Annotated in this window: 15 protein-coding genes and 5 pseudogenes; 12 read left to right on the plus strand and 8 right to left on the minus strand. The window is 59.6% G+C overall.

The window, feature by feature from the left end:
• The first annotated feature begins 84 nt into the window (after positions 1–84).
• From tnpA to ACX12D_RS33340, 10 genes and pseudogenes are all read left to right on the plus strand, one after another.
• The gene (gene tnpA, locus ACX12D_RS33295) at positions 85–480 is read left to right on the plus strand and encodes an IS66-like element accessory protein TnpA (RefSeq protein ID WP_459375207.1); all 396 of its coding nucleotides are present in this window, start codon (positions 85–87) and stop codon (positions 478–480) included.
• The gene (gene tnpB, locus ACX12D_RS33300; RefSeq protein ID WP_276288186.1) at positions 477–815 is read left to right on the plus strand and encodes an IS66 family insertion sequence element accessory protein TnpB; all 339 of its coding nucleotides are present in this window, start codon (positions 477–479) and stop codon (positions 813–815) included. The genes tnpA and tnpB overlap by 4 nt, the downstream gene beginning before the upstream one ends.
• 70 nt (positions 816–885) lie before the next feature.
• Positions 886–2,484: an IS66 family transposase gene (gene tnpC / locus ACX12D_RS33305; RefSeq protein ID WP_276288187.1), complete on the plus strand. Its 1,599-nt coding sequence runs from the start codon at positions 886–888 to the stop codon at positions 2,482–2,484.
• Positions 2,485–3,016: 532 nt separating this feature from the next.
• Entirely contained in the window at positions 3,017–4,645 is a 1,629-nt protein-coding gene (gene aceF, locus ACX12D_RS33310; RefSeq protein ID WP_459375208.1) for a dihydrolipoyllysine-residue acetyltransferase, read from the plus strand.
• Positions 4,646–4,922: 277 nt separating this feature from the next.
• Complete coding sequence (gene lpdA, locus ACX12D_RS33315; protein WP_459375209.1) at positions 4,923–6,698, plus strand: dihydrolipoyl dehydrogenase; 1,776 nt, start codon at positions 4,923–4,925, stop codon at positions 6,696–6,698.
• Positions 6,699–7,652: 954 nt separating this feature from the next.
• Entirely contained in the window at positions 7,653–8,084 is a 432-nt protein-coding gene (locus ACX12D_RS33320) for a hypothetical protein (protein WP_459375210.1), read from the plus strand.
• Positions 8,085–8,703: 619 nt separating this feature from the next.
• Positions 8,704–8,883 (plus strand): annotated as a pseudogene (locus ACX12D_RS33325) (hypothetical protein); the annotation flags it as partial.
• 165 nt (positions 8,884–9,048) lie between these two features.
• Positions 9,049–9,246, plus strand: a pseudogene (locus ACX12D_RS33330) (response regulator transcription factor); the annotation flags it as partial.
• Positions 9,247–9,417: 171 nt separating this feature from the next.
• Positions 9,418–9,576 (plus strand): annotated as a pseudogene (locus ACX12D_RS33335) (LuxR C-terminal-related transcriptional regulator); the annotation flags it as partial.
• A gap of 271 nt (positions 9,577–9,847) precedes the next feature.
• A pseudogene (locus ACX12D_RS33340) lies at positions 9,848–9,922 on the plus strand (HU family DNA-binding protein); the annotation flags it as partial.
• Positions 9,923–10,068: 146 nt separating this feature from the next.
• Here the strand turns inward: ACX12D_RS33340 and ACX12D_RS33345 are convergent.
• The 7 genes and pseudogenes from ACX12D_RS33345 to ACX12D_RS33375 all read right to left on the minus strand — a co-directional run bounded on the left by ACX12D_RS33345 (position 10,069) and on the right by ACX12D_RS33375 (position 14,470).
• A complete protein-coding gene (locus tag ACX12D_RS33345) occupies positions 10,069–10,434 on the minus strand; it encodes an ATP-dependent DNA ligase (RefSeq protein WP_459376607.1) in 366 nt (121 codons plus the stop codon).
• Between the two features lie 98 nt (positions 10,435–10,532).
• Complete coding sequence (locus ACX12D_RS33350) at positions 10,533–11,399, minus strand: hypothetical protein (RefSeq protein ID WP_459375211.1); 867 nt, start codon at positions 11,397–11,399, stop codon at positions 10,533–10,535.
• Between the two features lie 379 nt (positions 11,400–11,778).
• Complete coding sequence (locus tag ACX12D_RS33355; RefSeq protein ID WP_459375212.1) at positions 11,779–12,597, minus strand: DUF5677 domain-containing protein; 819 nt, start codon at positions 12,595–12,597, stop codon at positions 11,779–11,781.
• A pseudogene (locus ACX12D_RS33360) lies at positions 12,590–13,226 on the minus strand (SOS response-associated peptidase). The gene ACX12D_RS33355 and the pseudogene ACX12D_RS33360 overlap by 8 nt, the downstream one beginning before the upstream one ends.
• Before the next feature lie 13 nt (positions 13,227–13,239).
• Entirely contained in the window at positions 13,240–13,710 is a 471-nt protein-coding gene (locus ACX12D_RS33365) for a hypothetical protein (RefSeq protein WP_459375213.1), read from the minus strand.
• 26 nt (positions 13,711–13,736) lie between these two features.
• Positions 13,737–14,078, minus strand: a complete 342-nt coding sequence (locus tag ACX12D_RS33370) for a hypothetical protein (protein WP_459375214.1) — start codon at positions 14,076–14,078, stop codon at positions 13,737–13,739.
• A 5-nt stretch (positions 14,079–14,083) separates the two neighbouring features.
• Positions 14,084–14,470, minus strand: a complete 387-nt coding sequence (locus ACX12D_RS33375; RefSeq protein WP_459375215.1) for a hypothetical protein — start codon at positions 14,468–14,470, stop codon at positions 14,084–14,086.
• 563 nt (positions 14,471–15,033) lie between these two features.
• Here ACX12D_RS33375 and ACX12D_RS33380 point away from each other — a divergent pair.
• The gene (locus tag ACX12D_RS33380; protein WP_459375216.1) at positions 15,034–16,218 is read left to right on the plus strand and encodes an FRG domain-containing protein; all 1,185 of its coding nucleotides are present in this window, start codon (positions 15,034–15,036) and stop codon (positions 16,216–16,218) included.
• A 44-nt stretch (positions 16,219–16,262) separates the two neighbouring features.
• Here ACX12D_RS33380 and ACX12D_RS33385 read toward each other — a convergent pair whose 3' ends face one another.
• The gene (locus ACX12D_RS33385) at positions 16,263–16,637 is read right to left on the minus strand and encodes a hypothetical protein (protein ID WP_459375217.1); all 375 of its coding nucleotides are present in this window, start codon (positions 16,635–16,637) and stop codon (positions 16,263–16,265) included.
• Between the two features lie 447 nt (positions 16,638–17,084).
• Between ACX12D_RS33385 and ACX12D_RS33390 the strand changes: the two genes are divergently transcribed.
• A complete protein-coding gene (locus ACX12D_RS33390) occupies positions 17,085–23,672 on the plus strand; it encodes a DUF3320 domain-containing protein (protein WP_459375218.1) in 6,588 nt (2,195 codons plus the stop codon).
• Positions 23,673–23,777: the final 105 nt, after the last annotated feature.

Here is a 23,777-nt window from a genome sequence, read left to right on the forward strand (position 1 = left end):
AAGCGTCCAGTTCTTCCGCCTTGAATCGATCCACGGGATCCTGCATCGTCCCCACGATGGAGGATCGTGGGGACGATGGATCGAGTGTCGACAACTATCGAGCGGCCACGCCGCAGAGAGTACAGCGCCGAGTTCAAGGCGATGGTACTGGAGCAAGCTCGCCAGTCTGGGGCATCGGTGGCCGGCGTGGCGCTCAGCCACGGGCTGCACCCGAACATGGTGCACAGATGGGTCAGAGAGGAACATGAACGCCAGATGCTGGCAGCGCAGCGCGAGGGCCGAGCGTTTATCCCACTGCATGTTCAGCCTGTGACAGCGACCATGCAGCCGGCCGAGGCGGTGCCATGCGAGACGCCACCTTCAGTAGCACCCGACGCCATCCGCATCGAGATCCAGCGCCCGGGCGGCACGCTGGTTGTGCACTGGCCTCTGTCAGCGGCACAGCAATGTGCCCAACTGCTCCTGGACTGGCTGCGATGATCCGCATTGACGCGCTGTGGTTGGCCGTCGAGCCCATCGACATGCGTGCCGGCACCGAGCGGCTGCTGGCGCGCGTGGTGCAGGTCTTCGGCGCAGCCCAGTCTCATCACGCCTACCTGTTTGCGAACGCCCGCCACACCCGCATCAAGCTATTGATACATGACGGCTTTGGCGTGTGGTGCGCGGCGCGCCGCCTCAACCAGGGACGCTTTGCCTGGCCTGCCATACAGGCCGGCGCCACCGGCGCACAACTGACGCAGGCGCAATTCGACGCCTTGGTGCTCGGCCTGCCCTGGCAGCGCCTGGAGGACCTGCGCGCCATTACGCGCATATGACGATGTTCACGGTGCGTTGACAGCATAAATCCGGATGGTGGTAGTACCCGGTGGCTGGCACGATCGTTCCATGCTGAACCTGCGCCAACTACAAGACCAAGGCCTTCAGGACCTCGCGCCCGAGGACGTCCTGGCACTGGCGCAGCAGATGCTCGCACACATCCAGCAGCAGGAACGCGAGATCAAGCTCAAGGACGTCAAGATCGAGAAGATCACCTTCGAGCTGGCGCGACTCAGGGCCTGGAAGTTCGGGGCCAAGACCGAGGCGATGAGCGCCGAGCAGCGCCGGCTGTTCGAGGAGACCCTGGCCGAAGACGAAGCCAGTCTGCAAGCGCAGTTGCAGCAGGCCAAGGGCGAGCCCTCTGCTGAAGCCAACACCAATTCCAAGCGCACGCCCCGTCGCCAGCCCCTGCCGGCCCACCTGCGCCGAGTCGAGCATCACCACGAACCCGAGGACACCAACTGCCCGACACCGGGCTGTGGAAGAGCCATGGTACGCGTGGGCGAGGACGTTAGCGAGAAGCTGGATATCGTGCCGGCGGAGTTCTTCGTGCACCGCCACATCTATGGCAAGTGGGCCTGCCGATGCTGCCAGCGCTTGGTGCAAGAGCCTGTTGAACCGCAAATCATCGACGGTGGCCTGCCAGCAGCCGGCTTGGTCGCGCACACGCTAATCAGCCGCTTCGTCGACCACCTGCCGTACTACCGGCAGGAGACGATCAATGCCCGCTCGGGCGTGCACACGCCGCGCTCAACATTGGCTGCATGGTCCGGGCGTGCCGGTGCCGCACTGGAACCGCTCTACGAAGCGCACAAGCGCTTCATACTTGCATCAAGGGTGCTGCATGCCGACGAGACACCGGTGGCGATGCTCGATCCGGGAGCCGGTAAAACCAAGCGGGCCTACATCTGGGCCTATTCGCGCGGCACCTTCGATCCACAACCTGGCGTGATCTACGACTTCTGTGTTGGTCGAGGCTCGCAGTACCCAATTGCCTTCCTGGGAGGTACCCGCGAAGACGGCAACGAGCGATGTTGGCAAGGTACCCTGGTGCGCGACGAATACGCCGCCTATGACAGCGTGTTGCAAGCCTACCCCGGCCGCATAGCCGCAGGATGTCTCGCCCATGCCCGACGTCGGTATGACGAACTGCTACGAAACCAGGGCGGCAGCACGGTCGCGCCAGAGGCACTGCGTCGCATTGCGCAGATCTACCGTCTTGAGCGGGAGTTCGCCACCCTGAGCAGCGAGCAACGTCTGGCCAGAAGGCACAGCGACGCCAAGCCACTGTGGGAGCAACTGCATGCCTGGCTGCAACTGGAGCGGTCACGTGTGCCCGATGGCGGCATCACAGCCAAGGCACTCGACTACAGCCTCAAGAACTGGCCGACGCTGACGCACCACCTCCTCGATGGAGAGGTAAGCGTGGATAACAACAGTCTGGAGAACCTGATCCGTCCCTGGGCCCTGGGAAGGCGCTCGTGGTTGTTCGCAGGCAGCGAACTGGCCGGTCAGCGCGCCGCGATCGTGATGAGCCTGGTGCAATCAGCCAAACTCAACGGGCACGATCCGTGGGCCTACCTCAACGATGTGCTGACCCGCCTGCCCACCCATCTGAACAGCCGCATCGACGAGCTGCTCCCCCACAACTGGCATTCCGCGTCCTGAGCGCGTCCGCTCTCTCACAAACGTCGTCGACGGCAAGGTGGGACGGCGGGACGCTTACGATAGACCCGCTATCTCCGTGCGCTACAAGCGGTGGAAAGGCTTGAGTGTCGAGCCGGCCTCCTTCTCAAGCCGGTCCGCTACAAGACAGCACTTCCCTTGCCTTGCGGCAACAGTAGGGAACAGCGCAACACTCTAGTCAGGTCGCGGGTGTCGATGCCGTTGTCAATGCCGGGGAAAAATCATCAGAACTTTCTGTTGCCAAGCCCGAGAGCGCAGCATCTTGTGCCGTGATGGTCAACGAAGCTAGCCGAATTCAGCGGCAAATGTCGTAGCTAGAAACCTAAAATCGTCTCGGTCAGTTGGTGACGCGCGGCGCGTGAGTATGTACTGAACCACGAACAGCGTCGTGAGTTCGAGCAAAGGAACTGCGCAAGCCGCGGCATAGACTGGCGGCTGCAGACGTTGGCTCCACAGCCTTCATGATGTGACCACGCGCTGGCCCGAGGACGGGCAATGATCACGAGAGAAAAAGATGAGTCAAGTTTGCGAAATTAGATTGCCCGACATTGGCGACTTTGGTGCAGTGCCTGTCATTGAAGTTCACGTGGAGCCAGGAGATCAAATTAACGTGGACGACGCGCTGGTGACGCTGGAATCGGACAAGGCCACCATGGACGTGCCCTCGCCACAGGCCGGCGTGGTCAAGGAAGTTCACATCAAGGTGGGCGACAGCGTGTCCGAGGGCTCGGTGCTGGTGATGCTCGCGCCGGCCGGCCAGGCCGCAGCCGCTCCGGCTCCCGCCGCTCCCAGACCCGCCCCGGCTGCGCCCGCTCCCGCGCCTGCCGCGGCCGCCCCTGCCGGCGGTGGCGGCACCATCGAAGTGAAGGTGCCTGATATCGGCGACTATGACGCCGTCCCCGTCATCGAAGTCCACGTCAAGGCCGGTGATACCATCAACGCCGAAGATGCCGTCGTGACACTGGAATCCGACAAAGCCACCATGGACGTGCCGGCGCCGCAGGGCGGCGTGGTCAAGGAAGTCAAGGTCAAGGTCGGCGACAACGTATCCGAAGGCACGCTGCTGCTGATCCTGGAAGGCGCGGCCACGGCTGGCGCCCCGGCTCCGTCCGCTGGTGCCGCGGCCCCGGCTCCGGCCGCTACCAGCGCGCCCGCGCCTGCACCAGCGCCAGCGGCCGCAGCTCCTGCTGCCGCGCCCGTCGCCGCCGGCGTAACCGGCAAGGCCGCCCACGCCAGCCCCTCGGTGCGCAAGTTCGCGCGCGAGCTGGGCGTGGACGTTTCGCGCGTGCCGGGCACCGGCCCCAAGGGCCGCATCACCCAGGAAGACGTGGAGAGCTACGTCAAGGGCGTGATGACCGGCCAGGCCGCCGCGCCGGCGCAGGCTGCCGCGGCTGGGGCCAGCGGTGGCGAGCTCGGCCTGCTGCCGTGGCCGAAGGTCGATTTCACCCGCTTCGGCGGGGTCGAAAGCAGGGCGCTGTCGCGCATCAAGAAGATCTCAGGTGCCAACCTGCACCGCAACTGGGTCATGATCCCGCACGTCACCAACCATGACGAAGCGGACATCACCGACCTGGAGGCCTTCCGCCTGCAACTGAACAAGGAAAACGAGAAGTCCGGCGTCAAGGTGACGATGCTGGCGTTCATGATCAAAGCCACCGTGGCGGCGCTCAAGAAGTTCCCGAACTTCAACGCCTCGCTCGACGGCGACAACCTGGTGCTGAAGAGGTACTTCAACATCGGCTTCGCGGCCGATACGCCGAACGGCCTGGTAGTGCCGGTCATCAAGGTCGCCGACAAGAAGGGTGTGCTCGAGATCAGCCAGGAAATGAGCGAGCTGGCCAAACTCGCGCGCGACGGCAAGCTCAAGCCCGACCAGATGCAGGGCGGTTGCTTCTCGATTTCGTCGCTGGGCGGCATCGGCGGCACGTACTTTACGCCGATTATCAACGCGCCGGAAGTGGCCATCATGGGCGTGTGCAAGTCGTATCAGAGGCCGGTTTGGGATGGCAAGCAGTTCGTACCGCGGCTGACGCTGCCGTTGTCGCTGTCGTGGGACCACCGCGTGATCGATGGCGCTGAGGCCGGCCGCTTCAACACCTATTTCGCGCAATTGCTAGCCGACTTCCGCCGCATCCTGCTGTAAGGCGGCCGAGGCCATGTCCGTGAGGGCATGGTCATCGCACCTATAGCCCAGGAAGGCGGGCCATGACTACCTGTGTCGTCGTCAAGAAGGGACGACATGGATGGGGCCACCATTGCGCGCAGCGGTATCAACGCCGGCATCAAGTTCTACAAGTATTCGGCAGGTCCGATGGAAGGCCATGCTGGAGGACTGCGTGATGCCGGTGCCCGGCGTAGCGGCAACCAACAACGACGGCGCGCCCTGAGCCACGCGGGCCGGCGCGCATTGAGGAGCAAACATGAGTGTGATCGAAGTCAAAGTGCCGGATATCGGCGATTTCGACGCGGTGGAAGTGATTGAGGTCCTGGTCAAGCCGGGCGACGTGGTCGAACAGGAGCAGTCGCTGATCGTGCTCGAGTCGGACAAGGCCAGTATGGAAGTGCCGTCGTCGGCTGCCGGCAAGGTAGTCGACGTGCGCGTGAAGGTGGGCGACAAGATCGGGCAGGGCACGGTGGTCTGCACGGTGGCGGCGCAAGCCGCAGCCGCGCCGGCTCCGGCCCCAGCGTCCGCCGCTGCGGCACCGGCCCCGTCGGCAGCCCCGGCTCCGGCACCGGCAGCCGCCAGCCACGCGGGCGGCGCCGATATCCAGTGCGACATACTGGTGCTGGGCGCCGGCCCCGGTGGCTATTCGGCAGCCTTCCGCAGCGCCGACCTCGGCATGAATACCGTGCTGGTCGAGCGCTACGGCACGCTCGGTGGCGTCTGCCTGAACGTCGGCTGCATCCCGTCCAAGGCGCTGCTGCACAACGCCGCGGTGATCGACGAGGCCAAGGCACTGGCCGCGCACGGCATCCAGTTCGGAGAAGCCAAGATCGACCTGGACGGCCTGCGCCACTACAAGAACCAAGTGGTCGGCAAGCTGACCAGCGGCCTAGCTGGCATGGCCAATACGCGCAAGGTGCAGGTGGTGCGCGGCATCGGCACCTTCCTCGATCCGCACCACGTGGAAGTGGAAGTGACTGAAGGCGAGGGCAAGCAGGCCACCGGTAAGAAGACCGTGATCCGCTTCGAGAAGGCCATCATCGCAGCCGGCAGCCAGGCGGTGAAGCTGCCATTCATCCCGGGAGACCCGCGCATCGTCGATTCGACCGGCGCGCTGGAATTGCCCGAGGTGCCCAACAAAATGCTGGTCATCGGCGGCGGCATCATCGGCCTGGAAATGGCCACGGTGTACAGCACGCTGGGTGCCGATATTGACGTCGTAGAAATGCTCCCGGGCCTGATGGGCGGCGCTGACCGCGATCTGGTCAAGGTCTGGGAGAAGAAGAACAAGGACCGCTTCGGCAAGTTAATGCTGAACACAAAGACCGTCGCAGTGGAAGCCAAGCCGGACGGAATTTACGTCAAGTTCGAAGGCGAGCAGGCACCGGCCGAGCCGCAGCGCTATGACCTAGTGCTGGTGTCGGTGGGCCGTTCGCCCAACGGCAAGCGCATCGGTGCCGAGAAGGCTGGCGTGGCCGTGACCGATCGCGGCTTCATCAACGTCGACCAGCAGATGCGCACCAATGTGCCGCACATCTTCGCAATCGGCGACGTGGTGGGCCAGCCAATGCTGGCTCATAAGGTGGTGCACGAGGCCCACGTGGCCGCGGAAGCCGCGCACGGCGAGAAGGTCTACTTCGATGCCAAGCAGATCCCGTCTGTGGCGTTCACCGATCCGGAGGTGGCCTGGGCCGGCCTGACCGAGGACCAGTGCAAGGAGCAGGGCATCAAGTACAGCAAGGGCGTGTTCCCGTGGGCCGCTTCGGGCCGCGCTATTGCCAACGGACGCGATGAGGGCTTCACCAAGCTGATCTTTGACGAGGAAACGCACCGCATTGTCGGCGGCGGTATCGTCGGCACCCATGCGGGTGACTTGATCAGCGAAGTGTGCCTGGCCATCGAGATGGGCGCAGATGCCGTGGATATCGGCAAGACGATCCACCCGCACCCGACGCTGGGCGAGTCGATGGGCATGGCTGCCGAGATCTACGAAGGCGTCTGCACGGACGTGCCACCGCCGCGCAAGCGCTAATTCTGCTTGGGGTAGCGGGCCCCGACGGCCGTTTGCGCTCGGTGCCCGAACTGAGTTAAGAAAGAAGTCGGCCAAAATTGCTGAAAATGGCCCACTCCATCGCGAGTTGAAGGGGTTGTTGGAGGTGCGATTTGGCGTTATCCCTATGACGAGTGGAGGTTCTGAGGTTTCCCTCAGGGCCTGCCTCAGGCCAGCATCTAAAAAGTAGGGACTACCGTTGAAACGTCAGCGGGGAAACCATTCTCTTGCATGCTGAATCGTCGCTTTGACTGCCCGGAACGCACGTGGCGATATGGACGAAACACAGACTTCGCCTCGCCTGGTCTGAAACCTTAGAGGGAGTGCCGATTGTTTGAAAGCGGACTTGAGCGAGTCATTCTTGGTGCAGCAACCGTCTTGTGGCTTGCCCACAGTTGGTATCTCAATAGACAACTCATCAAAGCTCGCGAAAATCTGGAGCGGTTGCTTGAACAGTTCCCTGGCATTCGAGAATCGCTTTGTGAGACGCGCGGAAAGCCTCGGCCTTCAGGCCAGGGCTTATCGCGCCTTGGGTCAAAGCAATCGGTACGCCGGCCGGAAGAGGCCGAAAACCGACCTTCCTCGATTTCCGGTCTCTGACCAGAAGCTGGGCTGCTTCATCGCGTGAAAGCTCCGCATTTTGTCGTTCAATCGCACAAATCCTGCCACACAGGGGCCAGCATTAAGAAAACACGGCTCCAACTGCCAACTAACATATGTGGCGCCCGTGATCCACCAGCCGCCGTGTCGATGTCTGACATTCAGCATCCGGCACCGAGCAGTCAGGCAAGGGTAATTAAGTCCCCTCGCTCACGTGAAGGTGGATACCTTTGTCAGGGCACAGGCCAGAGCAATTGGCATCATGTTTACAGCGGTAGCTCTGCTTGCGGTCGAAGGCCAGTTGATCACCTGGATCTTCACTAGAAGGAGATATCAGTGAATAACTCGATTTATGGCAATTGCTCAATCGATTCATCGGCTGCCAAGAGAAAAGACGTGGAGAAAGAGTTTGAGCTCGCGGCTATGGCCGCCAGAAACAAACTAAAGCGGGAGCAAGAGCACGCGAATTTAGTTTTCTTCAAAGCACTCAGAAACACAGAACCGATGGATCTGCAAGCGATCTCGAATGCCCAGGCGAATTTTACGCAGACGTTAGCGATTGCCAGTGAGAGCTATCACCGAGCGCTCGAAAGCGCTGAACGGCATCGGCTCTGTGCCACTTCAATCACAGAGGTGCCGAACGATAGTAGGGTATCGCCTGCCACCCCAGATCCATTCAATGACGTGGTAAGAGGCGTCGCAATGCAGTGCGCGACAGAATTCACCTCCGGCTCTCCTCGACCAATACCAACACCGCTCGACCGCTAGGCCTTCGACTTCCGCAATGTGGGAAGCGAAGACATTCTGAGCGCAATCTCATGCACTTCTTGGCGCGTTTTACGCGCTTAGGACGGATTGTTCCCCGCAGACGACAGCAACGGATTTTTCGCCGGCACCAAGTTGACGAGCCCGAACAGGCTGAACAGTTGTGCCAACAGTCTGTACCACTCGTTGGCGACGGGTTACGCGCTTCTTGCCTTGACGTTCCGCCTCCGCAACCTGATCTGTCGCTTCATCTTTGACTCATTTCCGGGCACACACATGACAACGCTCACGAGCCACTCAACGATGACGTTCAGACTGATTTCAGCTTTTCTCTAGCAAGACGATGCTCTCAAGGCAGTTTAGGAACATGTTGCGCGGCGTGGCCGAGCTGACCACGACACAGTTCGAGGAGTTGCAGGCAACGATGGAACGTCGCTCCGGGGAGAGCGGGGAAATCGGGATCCCTGGACGCATCCATCTATGTAGGCCAACCGACCCCAATTCCACCGCAAAGGAAAGCTCCTATTTCGTGACCGTGCTAGGTAGCGCGGATTGCTCACGCGCAGCGACCGCCAACGATCCTCATGTTGCCAATGCGCTCGCTGCAGTAGTGAAGGTGGAAATGGCCGACGACCCAATAGTCGTTGCGGGAACGCCAGGAATCGGTTCCATACAGCATTCCAACGCCGTGGCGGATCCAAGTGCGTTCACCGACCAGCAACGCACCGTCCTTGTCCTGCTGCTTGACGGATTGCCGAACAAGGTTCTCGCGCAACGGTTGGCCATGACCGAAAGGGCGGTGCAGGATCACGTGAAGGAGATCCTTGGGCGCCTTGGCGTGACCAATCGCAAGCAAGTCATCCCGATTGTAAAACGTCAATGGAAAGTAGAGGTCCTGGGCTCCAAGCGCTCGCGTACCGACCCCGGCGCACGACACCACAATGGCCCAACTCGGAAGGCCGGGACGATTCCTTCCGCCCCGTCCACTGGGCTCGATCTTACTCAACGCCAACGATCGGTACTCAATCTGCTCCTCGAGGGGTTGTCCAATAAGCTCATCGCGCGTCAGCTCGGTCTGACAGTAAACACGGTGAAGGAACACGTGTCAGCCATCCTGCTGCGGCTTGACCTGCGCTCCCGTGCTGAGGTGATCTCGCGGATGGACCCGCACGTCGCGGCGGCGCGGGCGGGAGACAGCGCCCCCCTCGCGACAGCAGCGACCGCCGAGCAGGATGGCACGATTGAGTTGGCGCAGCGTGCACCGATTACACCAGAAGCCTTGGGGCTGACCCAACGCCAGGGCTCAGTCCTAATTTTGCTGCTCGAAGGGTTGTCGAATAAGATCATCGCGCGGCGGCTGGGCTTAACCGAGGGCACGGTCAAGGACCATGTATCCGGCATCCTGCAGCGTCTGGAAGTGCGCACGCGCACCGAGGCGATGTTGCGAATGAAGTCCTTCCACGTGCAACAGATCGAAACCGAGAGCACGCCTTAGACGATATGCACGCACGGTTGCCGGCTTCGCTTGAAGCGTCCTACCTTGCCGCACATGTCATCATGCCTCGATCGAGTTATACCGGCTTGACGGCGGTTCCGGTCATCGGCGGGCGCACGATCTGCGCTTGCTGCAGTTCGCGGGTCAGATACAAGTCCCGAATTTTCCGCTCGCTGTAGCCAGTCAGGGATGTGGCCTCTGTCATCCGACGTGTTGCCGTAGGCGTCTCCATAGCGAACAATATGCTCCACATGCTAGTAGTCGGCGGTGGATCGCCCAGACGGAGCTGGACAAGAGGGCTGTGCAGACTGTCCTGGCCCATCTTGAAAACACCATCATCAGCGCTGAGCGCTTGAACCCTGACACTGGCAGCAATGCGCGCTGACGTTTGACCTTGATGCAGTCGGTGGAGCGAGTGCCGTCGCGTTAGAGACTGCCGACGCGCTTTCCAATGCCCCCTTCCAAATTCAGTTCCGGCGCCGCCTCGAACAGTCACGTGCCATCTTCATCGTCCTGGACGTAGAGCAGGCTAAGTGGCTGCGGGCCGCTCAGGAGCTTGCGCAGCGCCGCCCTGCGCTTCTCCAGTGGCTGGTCTCGCATGTCCCTGCCGCGTGCGACGATCAGGTCGAAGACGCAGAAGGCGACCGGGTCTGCACCCGCATACCCGCCGCGGCGTTTTGCCCGGGCATGGGTCCGCTCGAAGTCGCTGATGCCGAGGTCGTTCATCACGCACACCTCGCCGTCCACGATGCAGCCGGCCGGCAACTTGGAGAGGGCAGCGACGACCTCAGGGAACCAAGCCGTGGCGTCAGCGCCCTTGGTCCTGAGCCGCGCCTCCGGCCCGGTCGACGCCAGCAGACGGTACCCGTCGTACTTTTATAAGTACCTCGACAAGAGTTGCGTTGGGCTAAGTGCCAATCGTAGGGGCTGAATCCTCTTGTCACCTGCGCCAATACTTAGCGCGCCTGCTTGGGGTAAAGGAATTTCCGCACGTCATCGTAGCTTCCAAGCTTGTGCTTCGCGAAGCAAATCAACGTGCAAGCCATCAGAAAGACATCGTCCACATCCGACTGATTTACGGAGACGATACCCTGACCGTGCGCGATCTGGTTTCGCTTCTCCTTCAGGCTTCGGAATAGTCCGCAGAAATCGCCCCAAATCTTGATAGAAGCGAGATCAACCGTGTTGAAGGCCTCTTTGGCAACGATTCTTAGCTTGTCGTCGAGTTGAAGCCGCTCCAGGGCGTCGTGAAGTTCAGCGGGAATGGAATCTTGTACGGGTTTTAGCAGGGCGGTGGCGAACGCTTCAATCGCGGTGAAATAGGTGAAGAAGCTCACCCTGTGGTTGACCTCAAGCTCAAGGCTATAGGCTTCTAGCAGCAGTTCCTCAAATAACTCCAGTCTCTGCTGGCTATCCACACCTATGACGACCAGTTCGGCAACAGGGTCGTCATGCATGCCCCCAAAGTCTGCACCGCTCCCGAAAATGCTACCCTCAAGTTCGATCGCTAGTGATCGAAGGCTCCGTCGATTCAATTGCAACGAAAGTCTACCCGTACCTTCGTTGTTCTTCTCTTTGAGCAATTCGCCATCAAAGTCGTACCCGTAGTCTTCAAGCTCCACATCGAAGACGTATTTGAATTCGTCCTTGAGATCTGCCGCATCGCGAATGAAATACTCCTTCTCAGTAAACCCCTCGTAAGTGTTGAAGTCATAGTCGGGGTCGACGGAGAAGCTACGCCGGACTGATGTACGGTTGACTGGGGCAATTCTTTGCAATGCGGTGAGCTTGTCGTTCTCGATCTTTTCGCGAAGTCGCTTCATGATTTCTTCGGTAGGCGGTTTGTTAGCCTTCTATCCTAACCTACGCTCCAGGCGAACGACAAAGATCTGCCGCGTGCATCTTCGCTAGGAGATGTAAGTCTGTGGAACTGCCATGCGCAAGCGCCCGACGCCTGCTGAAGCCTTCCTTTGCTCAATCGCAACAGCTCGCTTTCCAAATGCAACACCTGCCACATGCCGGCAACGTTGAAAGAAAATCAACGGGCCGGGATACGCATATGACCTTGATCTCCCAGCGCCAATGCTCCGTCGCCGGTAGCGACTTCCTCTCGGTGAGCAGCATCGGCGACAGCTCGGCCAGGGTAGGGGAGGGCACGTGCGGCGGCATGTCGGCCTCCGGTGGGTCTTACTATCGTCTGGACTATTCGGCCATGGGAAGACGGTGCCATTCGGCGACAATGTCATCGAAGAGCGCTTTGCGTTCCTCGATGTCCACCAGTCCTGCGTAGTAGGCGACTAAGTTGATCATTACCGTCGCCAAGCCTCTCAACTGCTGTGTCATGCCTTCCGTGTGCGGGTGCAGCCTGAGCTCGTCAGGGATACTGCCGTCCTTCGAAATGATATGGCGGTCTATCGCGCCAAGGGACACATGGGCGGCGTCTCCCGACGCGCCCCTATAGAAGCAGTTGTAAAGATCCACCACATCTGCCCGCTGCGCGACGTCTGCCCACTTGATCGACTTCTGCACAATGCCTTGGACTTCTTCGGCTTTTGCTTCTTCCTTCACCGCACGCGACAGACGCAATGCTTCACCGACGTTCTCAGTTTTAGGTAACTGTTCAACAAAGGCGTTTGCAAGAGCCTTCCGGTGTTGCCGATGGTCGGCGACAAGTTCTTCGACAAAGCCATCTATCCGCAGTAGTGCAGCCATGGCGATTGCAGACTCTGTCACCGATCGCTCCAACGTTCGGGCCTCGCCCAGCATGCCCCGCTGACACAGAAGGACTGACGCCTGGTAGGTTTGAATTGATCTCACCAGGAGTGCATTTGCAGTGAGTTTGACGACAGTGTCCGCGCTGATTGGCTTGCTAACCAGAAGCATTAGGAATTCGTTTAGCCGGTCGGACCATGCAAAGTCCACGTCGTGCTCCAGCCTGATTGCTCGCTCCACGTGCGGCATGATGCTTCCCAAGAAACCCTTGGAAGCGAAGTCATCTTCTGGCTCAAGATTTTCATTCATTGAATTTTGCTTGCTTTGGGTCGCGCGGCGCCGGTTCGGCCGCCATCAACTCGGGTGGGTAGGGACGCATAAAACTGCGCGCCCGCTCCGTATCCCGGCAGGTCAACCAGTCATTCCATTCCGCGCGTGGCACGATGATGATCATCCGCTTCTCTTTGCCCGGCGCATGGAAGCGGCTCATCAATGGGTGCTTGTCCGAGTTGATAGTCAGCATGGTGAACGAGAGGGCGCCATCCGGCCAATCCCGCCACAGACCCGCGATTGCGAACTCGGGCTCGTCCTTTAGCCAGATCCGCCAGCGGACTGACTTAGGCCCGGCCTCGTAGTTGGGTTCGTAGAAGCTGGTGGCCGGCACCAAGCAGAGCTGGCCCTTCTTCCAGGGGCCGGAAAACGATCGCTTCTCCCCAACCGTCTCCGATCTAGCGTTGGTCGTGTCGAACTTAGCCACGCCCGGCGGGATACGGCTCTTCGGTGCCCACCAGCGCCTGGCGGCTGCCGTCGACGTTGCCCACGATGAGCGGTGCGGCATAGTCCGGCCAAGTCTCCGGCGGATATTCGAGGGGCGGCGGCTCTACGCCATAGACATCGCGCAGGAGCTGCCGCTGGACCGGAGCGTAGTTATTGCACATAGTTTTTGACTCACTATATGACCGTCGAAATAGTCCTTCTGCGCTTGGAGAGCGGCGTTGCCGGCCGTTGCCTGTAAAAATTCTTGCAGTCATTGCAATTGAGAAATTCCGATTCAGCGCTTCCCTGCAGCACGAGCTTCTTTCCTTGGGCATAGCACGTGGGGCACAGGAAATGACTGAGTTCACCAGTTGCGTCTAGTTGAGTTTGAGGCAGACCATACACCTTGGCACCCCCGGGCAAGCCAACCAGTTGGTACCTTTTCAAGTCTGCCTTTGCCTTCAACTCGTCCTTCAGGTCTCTGATCTCCCTCGCCATCTGGTCGTTGGCCGAGGCGGCTTCGGCGAACTTTTGCTGCAGATTCATAATGATTTGCTGCAACTCGATCGCCGTTGCGGCGATTTCAGCCTGCTTGGTCAGCGACGACATCCCTTTCGCCAGGTCAATGGCTGTTTTTGCTAGTGTGAATGCTGCAACTACGTCCACGGTGCCTCCTGTTGGCTCTGCGTGCGCTATCCGCCGCGGTTCTGGGTCCGCTGTCGAGTGTAAACGCTCTGCATGGGTGGTCCGAAGAACTCTTTTTCCCAAGCCTCCCGTTCCTCGATGCAGGGTTCGCCACGGATCTCGGCTCGGAACGTTTCCAGGATCTGGGTGTACCCGGTATGGCTGCCGCCACCGTATGCCTTCTGCAGCTGGTTGGCCCTCAGCAGTAAGACCTGCAGACGGTGGATTTCCCACAGCAGGTCCCGGACCTCGGGGCACGGGTTGCGCTCATAGATGGCGCGCAGCTCGGCGGCCGTGCGTTTTGGGTACTGGTACCGGCCGTCCGGGCCGATAGGGAACTTGGGGGCCATGGTGCTCACTTCGCCACGCGCGGCAGCACGCGCTCGGCCTTTTCCGCGACGCGTTGATGCCTGTCCTGTGCTTCCTCCCAGTTGGCTGACGTGAAGATCTTGTCGACGCTGGGCGCAATCAGGTGGGTCAGGAAAACTGGCGTGTCCCATGGGCAGAAGCATGTCCAGACGTGGGTACCCTGGTCCAGCAGATCCGTCCGCAGCACAAACCGTTTGAACCAGCCCGTCAGGAAGTCCTGGTGAATATCCGGCACAAGTTCCTCTACGGGGTCTCCGGAAGGGCCAAGAATGAATAGCCGCGTCAGGAACCGGTCGCCATAGAAATCCGGAGTGCCGCCGCGCACGGCGTGGCGCAAGGCGTGTACCCAGTTCTCGGGGGTGTTGGGCGGCATGGCAGGTTCAGTCCCCGGCCGACTTGGACGGACCGATCCGGATGCCGTCGTGGATGTTGAATTCCACGAGCGGCTGGTAGCCGTAGGCACGCAGACGGACAAGATCGTCCCGGGCCGATGCAGGCAACCGGGTGCCACAGCCCAGAAGGGCGGATGTCACCTCATAGGATCCGCAGGTTGGGCATGTGTACGTGAACCCCCGGCCGCCGCGCTGGCGCGAGCGTTCGGCGGCGGCGTGGCAGACCGGGCAGTCTACTAGTTCGGGCTGCATAGGGTGGCAAAGTACTGTATGAATATACAGTATAGCCCGCCCCTTGGCGTTCGGGAAGCGAGCAACTCGCACTGCATCGGCATCGGCGGTACCAACGCGCAATCCCACAAATGTCCTCGTCACTCACCGTACGGTACTTTCTACTGGTGGGACCTAATACAACGGCGGGGTGCCCAGCGAAACTGCATCCCTATATGATTTGATCCTTTTTGTTCGAACACGGGGATCTATGAAAAGGCAACTCTTTGGCACGGTTGAGACGCCGGATGGACTAGCCCAAGGCATGCTGTGCATGGACGATGACCTGCCGACTGAGGCATTGCTTCACTGGATCGTCGTGCCGACTGTAAACTTGCCGAAGCCGAGCCCGTTCGCGATGCGTGCCGCAGTCGCATTGGGTGAGGATGGGGTTATGGAGCTTTCCGCGATCGAGATCCTGACGAGTACGGCAAATGGAGCGACGGTAGCCGCTAGTTTGAATGCGGAGCAAGTTGAGCTAGCCAAAGCGCTTCGCGTCTGGCTTCGCCCTGAGGGGGACGGAGTTATAGGAAAGTGGCGAGCGGGGCATATTGGGGGCGATATCGCACTGAAGCCTCTAGTTCGCAACGGCGGTATCGCGCACGTTAAGCAGTGCCGGACGTGGGGGCAGTTCAAGAAATGGGTTGAGACGGTCCGCGACGAGCATGGAGCCACAGCGTTCCGAGGGCACGGAAGCAACGGATTTCGGTTGGAAACAACGCTTTTCCGGCAAGGTAGAGCAAACCTACCTCGCTACTGGAATCAGACGATCCCAGCTTTTCGCATGCACGTCGAAGCCGTGCTGGGAACTGAAATCGACATGGCGAACCCTAGCGATATTTCGCGGTTGCTGGGGCTGGCGCAGCACCATGGTTTACCGACACCGCTGCTTGATTGGACCCGCTCCCCTTATGTCGCTGCGTTCTTCGCGATCACCGATGCCCTTGAGTGGCGTGCAAGTCGCCCCGGCGTCAAGTATGTCCGCGTGTACGGGTTGACTGAGGCATTTTTTAATGACCATTGGGCGCACCTTGTTACCCTGCCTTCCTTGGTTCCTTATGCCACTTCACTGGAAGTTTCGCCGCGAGGAAATCCAAGACTGTACGCTCAGCAGGGGCTATTTCTTGCAACGAATGTCGGTGATCTTGAGACCTTCATTTGCAATAGAGAGCGGAGCCTGGACAAAAAGTACCTAATCGCTGTAGACATACCCGTCTCGCAGGCAATTGTGGCGCTGGAAGACTTGGCATTCATGGGCGTTACGGCTGCCACGATGTTTCCTGGCCTCGATGGAGTCTGCCGTATGATGAAGCACGGGATGTCATTTAAGCGTGTTACTGGCATGCAACCCGGGCAGCCAGCGCCGAGCAGCACTGGCTCTGAAACTGCTTCGTTAGAGGCCACCGCTCCGCAGGGGTCCCCGGCGGCTCATTTGGAAGAAGGTGGCGCCGAAATCTGAATGCCTGGGTACCTCCATATGGCGCGCACCTCTCGGACCAGTCCTCAAGCAAAGCCGATTCTCGCGATCGGCTCGCCAGTTGCTTGGTCGATGGCACAAGCCACCTTCAACGCAAGCTCCAAGTCGGGTTCGGCGCCTTGCCGCACCTGAGTCTCGATCGAGGCCATGGCAGCCATGCCGCCGCTGAAGATCGCGATGTACTGATCCGTCACCTCGACCGGGTGGGGCGACAGGCCGTACAGCATTAGCCGCCCCGTCGGGTACAGGGCGAACCCCTCAAAGTCCTCTTTCACGAGCAGGGCACCAGCGTCCAAGTCGCCGTTCACCAGCCTCCGCAGCGGGGCAAGCAAGCTGAGATCGCCGGCAAGCCCGACGATGACGCGCTTGGTCTTGTAGACATTCTTCGCACCCACCTTCATGTGGCCGTCCGAGAGACGGCTGTCAGACCGACCTATCCCTTGGGATAAAACGCTTTGCACTCGACGCCAAGCGGCCCATCGTTCTGCGACGGACTACGCAGAATCCCGGAGGCTGCGCCTCATTTGCTTTTGTGTGCACCGACAAAATGATATAAGTGATTCAAGCAAGACAATTGCGAGTCCTTAGTACTCATGGCGGCACGTGGAGCCTGCTGCGCCAGCGCTAGAGCGCTTGTTGCACACTCCGAACGTGGTATGGAACGCGCATCAAAAATGTGCAAACATTCTCCCCGATTGGGGGGTCCTCATAACTCGGCGAGCGACTGCTGAGCAGAAGAAATGTATTGGATTCAATGCATTAACTGAGCAGTATCCAGCTTGACCGATTCAACAAGTTTTCGCTTCCTGGTTCGTGGGCGGGCCAGGTGAAGCATTGGACGGGGCCGGATGGAAAACACGAATCCCGAACAGGCGCCGGCGGCAGAAGAGCAGCCGCGCGTAAAGGTCGTCGCCACACTGGCGGGCAAGATCAACCTGGCGGACTTCCAGAACGCCGTACCTGCCATCCGCGACCTCACTGTCTTGAACGATACCAAGGTCGACTATCAATCTTTGCGCCTGGTCGCGACGTCTGAGCCGGCTTTCCTCAAGACGAAGATTTGGCACATCGACCGACTTGGCGCGGAGCAGACCATTCGTGTCTCCGACCTCGATATTCCGCTGGATGGGCCGCTACTGGGCCGGCTTACGGAAGCCGAAAAGGCGGTGGTCACGTTCCGGCTGCTTACCCAAGGCTCAGAGGAGTTGGCAGCTGCCGAGCTGCCGGTCGAGTTGCTTCCCCGAAATCAATGGGGCGGAATATCGTACCTGCCGGACATGGTCGCTGCGTTTGTTCAGCCCAACGAGCCGGCCGTAGAACGGCTCCTGAAGCAAACATCGGAGGTTCTCCGCAAAGCTGGGAAGAGCGGTGCAATCGATGGCTACTCGGGCGGAGCGAAACGAGCATGGGAGCTCGCTTCGGCAGTGTGGACTGCTGTCGGAGCCATGGGGCTGGACTATGCCCTCCCGCCAGCAAGTTTTGAGCGGACGGGCCAAAAAGTACGTGGGCCGGCGCAAATTGCCGAGTCAGGCTTGGCAACCTGTCTGGACCTCACACTATTGTTCTGCGCCGCGCTCGAGCAGGCTGGGTTGCATCCTATCGTCGTCTTCACACATGGGCATGCCTTTGCAGGTGCATGGTTGAAGGCCGAGGAGTTCACAACCGCGGTCGTCGACGATGTCACCGCTTTGCGTAAGCGGGTTAGGCTCAAGGAACTGGTGCTCTTCGAAACCACGCTCGTGACCCACCGTCCGATGCCGAAGTTCAGTTATGCGGTGGAGAAGGGCGCCGAGCAAATCTCGGAAGCTGAAGAAGAGAAATTCGGACTTGCTGTGGATATTCGGCGCGCACGCCTCCAGCGTATCAAGCCGTTGGCAAGTAGCGAGGTGGCTGCCCGTACTGATGTGCCCGCCCAGGAAGCCGCTGTTGAGCCGGACTTCGAGGATGCGCCGGACCTACCAGAGGACATCCATCAGGCTTCAAATGAGGAAATGCCGGAGCGACCGGAAGACCGGTTGACGCGCTGGCAACGCAAGTTGCTTGACCTCTCGCTGCGGAACAACCTGCTGAACTTCAAAGCGACGAAGAAGGCAGTGAAGCTGGATGCGCTTGACCCCAACGAGCTTGAAGACCTGTTGTCCGAGGGGCACACAATCAAGCTGCTTCCGCGGCCCGAGCTCATGGACGGGAATGATCCGCGCAGCCAGGCGATCCACGAGGCGCGGGAGCGTGAGAACGTACGTCGCCAACATGCCCTGGATGCCCTCAAACGAAAGGAAGTCTTCGTCGGCATCTCGCCGGATGACATGGAGGCTCGCTTGACCGAGCTGTACCGGTCGTCTCGGGCTGCGCTCCAAGAGGGGGGCTCCAACACGTTGTTCCTGGCATTGGGTTTTCTGTCGTGGACTCGGGAAAACACAGATGACAAGCGATTCCGAGCACCGCTCATCCTGGTGCCGGTGAGCCTCGAGCGCAAAAACGCTCGATCAGGATTCAGCATCCTGCTGCATGACGACGAGCCGCGTTTCAATCCGACGCTGATTGAGATGCTCCGCCAGGACTTCGACCTGACGTTGGATGTTGCTGAAGGTGAGCTTCCGAAGGATGACTCCGGCCTCAATGTGGCAGCTATCTGGAATAGGGTTTCGGATGCTGTCAAAGACATCAAGGGTTGGGAGGTGGTGGACGACGTCGTGCTCTCGTCGTTCTCGTTCGCCAAGTATCTGATGTGGAAGGACTTGGTCGAGCGGACAGACCAATTGAAGCAGAGTCCGGTCGTCAAGCATCTCATCGACACGCCGCGAGATGTGTACCCGAGCTCCATAGAGTTTCCGGAAGCAAGGAACCTCGACCGCGAACTCCCACCCCAGGACACCTTTTGCCCACTCCCCGCTGACTCATCTCAGTTGTCGGCGGTCGCTGCCGCGAGCAAGGGCAAGGACTTCGTGCTTATTGGGCCTCCCGGTACTGGCAAGAGCCAGACCATTGCGAACCTCATTGCGCAATGTCTGGCAGAGCGCAAGCGCGTGCTGTTTGTTTCCGAAAAGATGGCGGCGTTGGATGTCGTCTATCGCCGTCTCAAAGATGTTGGACTCGGTGGATTCTGCCTTGAGCTGCATTCCAGTAAGGCTCGCAAATTCGAGGTGTTGGAACAGCTCCGTAAATCATGGGACGCGGCCAATGCGATTGAGCCGGAGGACTGGATCGCTGAAGCAGAACGCTTGGGTGCAGTGCGTGCGCAGCTGAACCGCTATGTCGAACGTCTCCACGCTCGCTATTCAAACGGATTGAGCGCCTACAACGCGATTGGGTTGGTTGTTGCGGGAAGGGATCTGCCATTGGTTGAGCTGTCTTGGCCTGGCCCGCAGTCGCATGATAGAAGTGCACTGGACAAGCTGCGCAATGCAGCTGACTTGCTCGATGTGAACGTGACAGCCATCGGCGAGCGCAATCTGACAACCTCACCATTGGCTCATGTAACCCATAGCGAGTGGTCACCCGGCTGGCAAGCGACGTTGCTATCTAAAAGTGCAGCGTTGCAACCTGAGGTGGAGCAGTATCAAGCAGCTGCGTCGGAGTACGTTCGCGCGGTTGGTCTGCCTCAAGTCGAACTAAACGGAAAGGTTCGCTCCGCGCTCGGCTTGCTGGCCAAAATCCTTCCGGACGCTGCTGGTCGGGATTGGCAATTTGTCTTGAAGCCCGATGCGAAGCAAATTTTTGAGGGCCTGCATCGAACAGTGCAACTGGTCCAGGAGCACACGGAAGTCCATGCCGCGCTGCCCGCACCGGTGGACGCCCAGCGCGTAGACAACATCCGACAAGCGATTGCTGCCCTCACACGACATCGCGAGCTTACTGAGCAGTTGGGGGAGCCTTGGCCGGCCACAGTGCTCGAAAAATTGCGGCGTGGTGTTGGACTCGTCTCCGCGATCGCGGATGAGACACGCCAGCTATCGCTGCCATACAAGTCGAAGCTGACAAGCGCTTATATCAAACAGTTGAAGTCCGAACTGGACGAGGTAGAAGCGGCCGCGTGGCCGATGAGTTGGGTGAAGCGTAAGGCGCTCAACAAAAAGCTGAAGGAGGCAGCCGACGGTCCCGGAGAGCCGAACATCGAGAACGACGTTCAGCGCTTGGCCAAGATTGACGACCTCCGTACGCAGGTCATCGATATTACTGACCTCAAGCACTCTACTGGTGGCGTATGGACCGCGCAGGAAACGGATGTAGATGTAGCTCGCGCGTCCATTTCTTTCCAGAAGGCCCTTGCAGCTGCTCGCACTCGTGCGCAATGGGAGGACATCGGGCTCGAGGCAGTAGCTCAAGGCATTTGTGGCGACGTTGCCCGTTCAGACCTTGGGCGGATGCGGGAGTTGCGGAATCTTGATGCTGAGCTGGCTCGCCTCGACTCTGTCGCGTCGGATATGCCCGGCATTTGGACAGGATTTCAGACGGACCTCACTACGGCCATATCGTTTTCGGTGTACCAGTCGGCGCTCCACGAAGCCAAGGGTGGAAGCAAATGGACGGACAGTGGCCTGAGTTTCGTAGAGATGGGAAAGTGCGGTGAACTGCCTGCACGTACCCTTGCTAGCATGCGGAAGCTGGTTCGCCTGGAACGGGAGCTCGATGGCATTGCGGACCTGGCGCAGAAGACGTCGAATCTCTGGGCCGGTCTCAGAACGAAGGCCGCGGACGTTACCGCGGTACACGATTTCTATACGTCTCTGCTGGCTGCACTGGCGCCGCTTGCCAACACGGCGGAAGGCGTGGCGGCAGTAAGAGAAAGTCTCGGACGCGTGCTCGGCGCTGGAAACATGCTTTTGGAAGCCGGGGGTCCTGTAGCTGCTGCGGGGCGCCAGTATGGAGAAGCTAAGGCATCCCTCGATGCAGCAGTTGACGACTTTGCGGTCGCCAGTGGCCTTGCTGGCGACGATGCGTCGATACTCAACCTGACGCCGGCGGAGTTTGGCGAGAAGGCATCACAAGTCATTCGTTCTCAAGGTCGTTTGAATGCTTGGTGCGCATGGCGTAAGGCGCGCAGCCAGGCTATTTCGCTGGGCCTCGCATCGCTGGTTGCGGCCGTTGAGCATGGCGCTGTTGCGGGCGGAAACATTCGCGAGATGTTTGATACGGCATATGCTCGCTGGTGGCTGAATGCCGTCGTGGACGCCGATGAAGTTCTTCGCAATTTCGTGTCGGCTGAGCACGAAAAGTGCATCCGGGACTTCCGTGAGCTTGACGAGCGCTTCACCAAGCTGACACAAGCTTGGGTCAGGGCTCGACTATCTTCCGGCCTTCCGACACAGAAGAGCGTGTCGCGCGACTCGGAGTGGGGCGTTCTTCGTTACGAGATGAACAAGAAGAGCAAGCATCTGCCTCTTCGCGAGTTGATGAGCCAAGCTCCAAGTGCGGTGCTGTCGTTGACTCCGTGCCTCTTGATGAGCCCACTGTCCATCGCCCAATACCTTTCGTCGGAGTCGGCGGATTTCGACCTGGTCGTTTTCGACGAAGCATCGCAGATTCCGGTGTGGGACGCTATTGGAGCAATCGCCCGCGGCAAGCAGGTCGTGATGGTCGGGGATCCGAAGCAGCTTCCCCCGACCAGCTTCTTTGACCGCGCAGAGTCGGATTCAGAAGACATCGACGTGGAAAGCGACCTCGAAAGCATCCTCGACGAGTGTATTGCGGCAAATCTACCCACTAGGAATCTGTCGTGGCACTACCGTAGCCGCCATGAAAGCCTCATAGCGTTCTCGAATCATCGCTACTATGAGGGTGGTCTTGTAACGTTCCCATCACCGGTTACGAACGATCGAGCCGTCAGCTTCCACATCATCAAGGAAGGCTTGTATGAGAAGGGTGGCGCGCGCATCAACAAGCCAGAAGCGAAAGCCCTGGTTGCGGACCTTGTCGCTCGATTGAAGCAGCCAGGATTCCGCGAATCTGGGCTAACGATAGGCGTTGTCACTTTCAACACCGAGCAGCAGACGCTCATCCTAGACCTTTTGGACGAAGAGCGCCGTAAGGACGCCAGCATCGAGCCGTTCTTCATGGAGACCGAGCTGGAACCAATTTTCGTCAAGAACCTCGAGAGCGTTCAGGGCGACGAGCGAGACATCATGTACTTCTCGCTCACTTACGGCCCCACGGTAAATGGCGAGCCCTCGATGAACTTCGGCCCGATGAACAAGCAGGGTGGGGAACGCCGACTTAATGTGGCCGTTACGCGTGCTCGGCACGAACTTCGGGTATTTTCCAGCTTGCGCCCAGAACAACTGGACCTCTCACGCACTCAAGCGGCGGGCGTCCGCGATCTCAAGCACTTCATGGAGTTTGCCGAGCGGGGTGTTCGGGCACTTGGTGAGGCAGTGGCGGGGAGCTTGGGTGGTTTCGATAGTCCTTTCGAGCAGGCAGTCCATGCCGCTCTGACGGCGAAGGGATGGAACCTTCATACGCAGGTAGGTGTTTCGTCGTTCCGTATTGACCTTGGCGTTGTGGATCCCGATGCGCCTGGTGCCTATCTGGCTGGCGTGGAATGCGACGGTGCGACCTATCATCGCTCTGCCACTGCGCGTGACCGCGACAAGCTGCGCGAGCATGTGCTTCGCGGGCTCGGATGGGACATTGTGCGCATATGGTCCACTGACTGGTGGATCGATGCCGATGGTGTCGCCGAGAAGATTCACCAACAACTCTCAACACTGTTGTCGACAAAGCGTGCCGCTCGTACCTTGGAGCAAGAGCTGGCAGAGCAGCTAGCTAAAGCCGCAATCGAAGCGGCCATGGCAAAGCCTGCCTCGGGGTCGCCCCAGCCTCCGGAAGCAGCGGATGCGATTATGGTTGTTGACGCTAATTGCGAGGTAGCGGAGCCAGTCTATGCTTCGAACTACGCGGTCGAACCTTTGCCTAGCGCAGCCGACGACGAGATCTTTGTGGAAGCAGATTTGGCAACCGGCGGCTATGCGATTACTCCAGATGACTTCTTCGATTCGGGTTATGACGCGACGCTGCTTGGGATGATCGAGCACGTCATTCGAGTGGAGGGACCGGTAAAAGATGAAGTGCTTGCCCGCCGAATTGCTCGGGCACATAGCTGGTCACGGACCGGTTCCCGTATTCAGGATCGAGTCGTTCGACTTGCCGAAAGGCATTTCATCGCTAAGAAGGAGGATGTCGGAGTCTTTTTCTGGGCGAAGGGGAGCGGCGGTGCGGAGGTCATTGGTTTCCGGCGCTCTCCAGTGGGGAATGCGCGCTCAGTAGACGAAATCTCCCTTTCGGAGTTGACGTCTCTTGCTTCAAAGTTTCGAAGGGAGGGGCACGATGAGGAGTCGGCGTTGACGCTTATGGCCCGGGAGTTGGGTCTGTTGAAGCTGCGGATTGCTAGTCGAGAACGCCTGCAAATCGCTTGGAGCCAGAGCGGGAATGCTCAATAAGACTGGCTCACGCAGCAAGGTAGGTCCAATGACGCCTTGCTGCTATCTACGATCGCGGAGGTATCGTTAGTTTCTCGCGGTCGCCGCTGCTCAATCTTGCCAGAA

The organism is Cupriavidus sp. PET2-C1 (assembly GCF_054515855.1).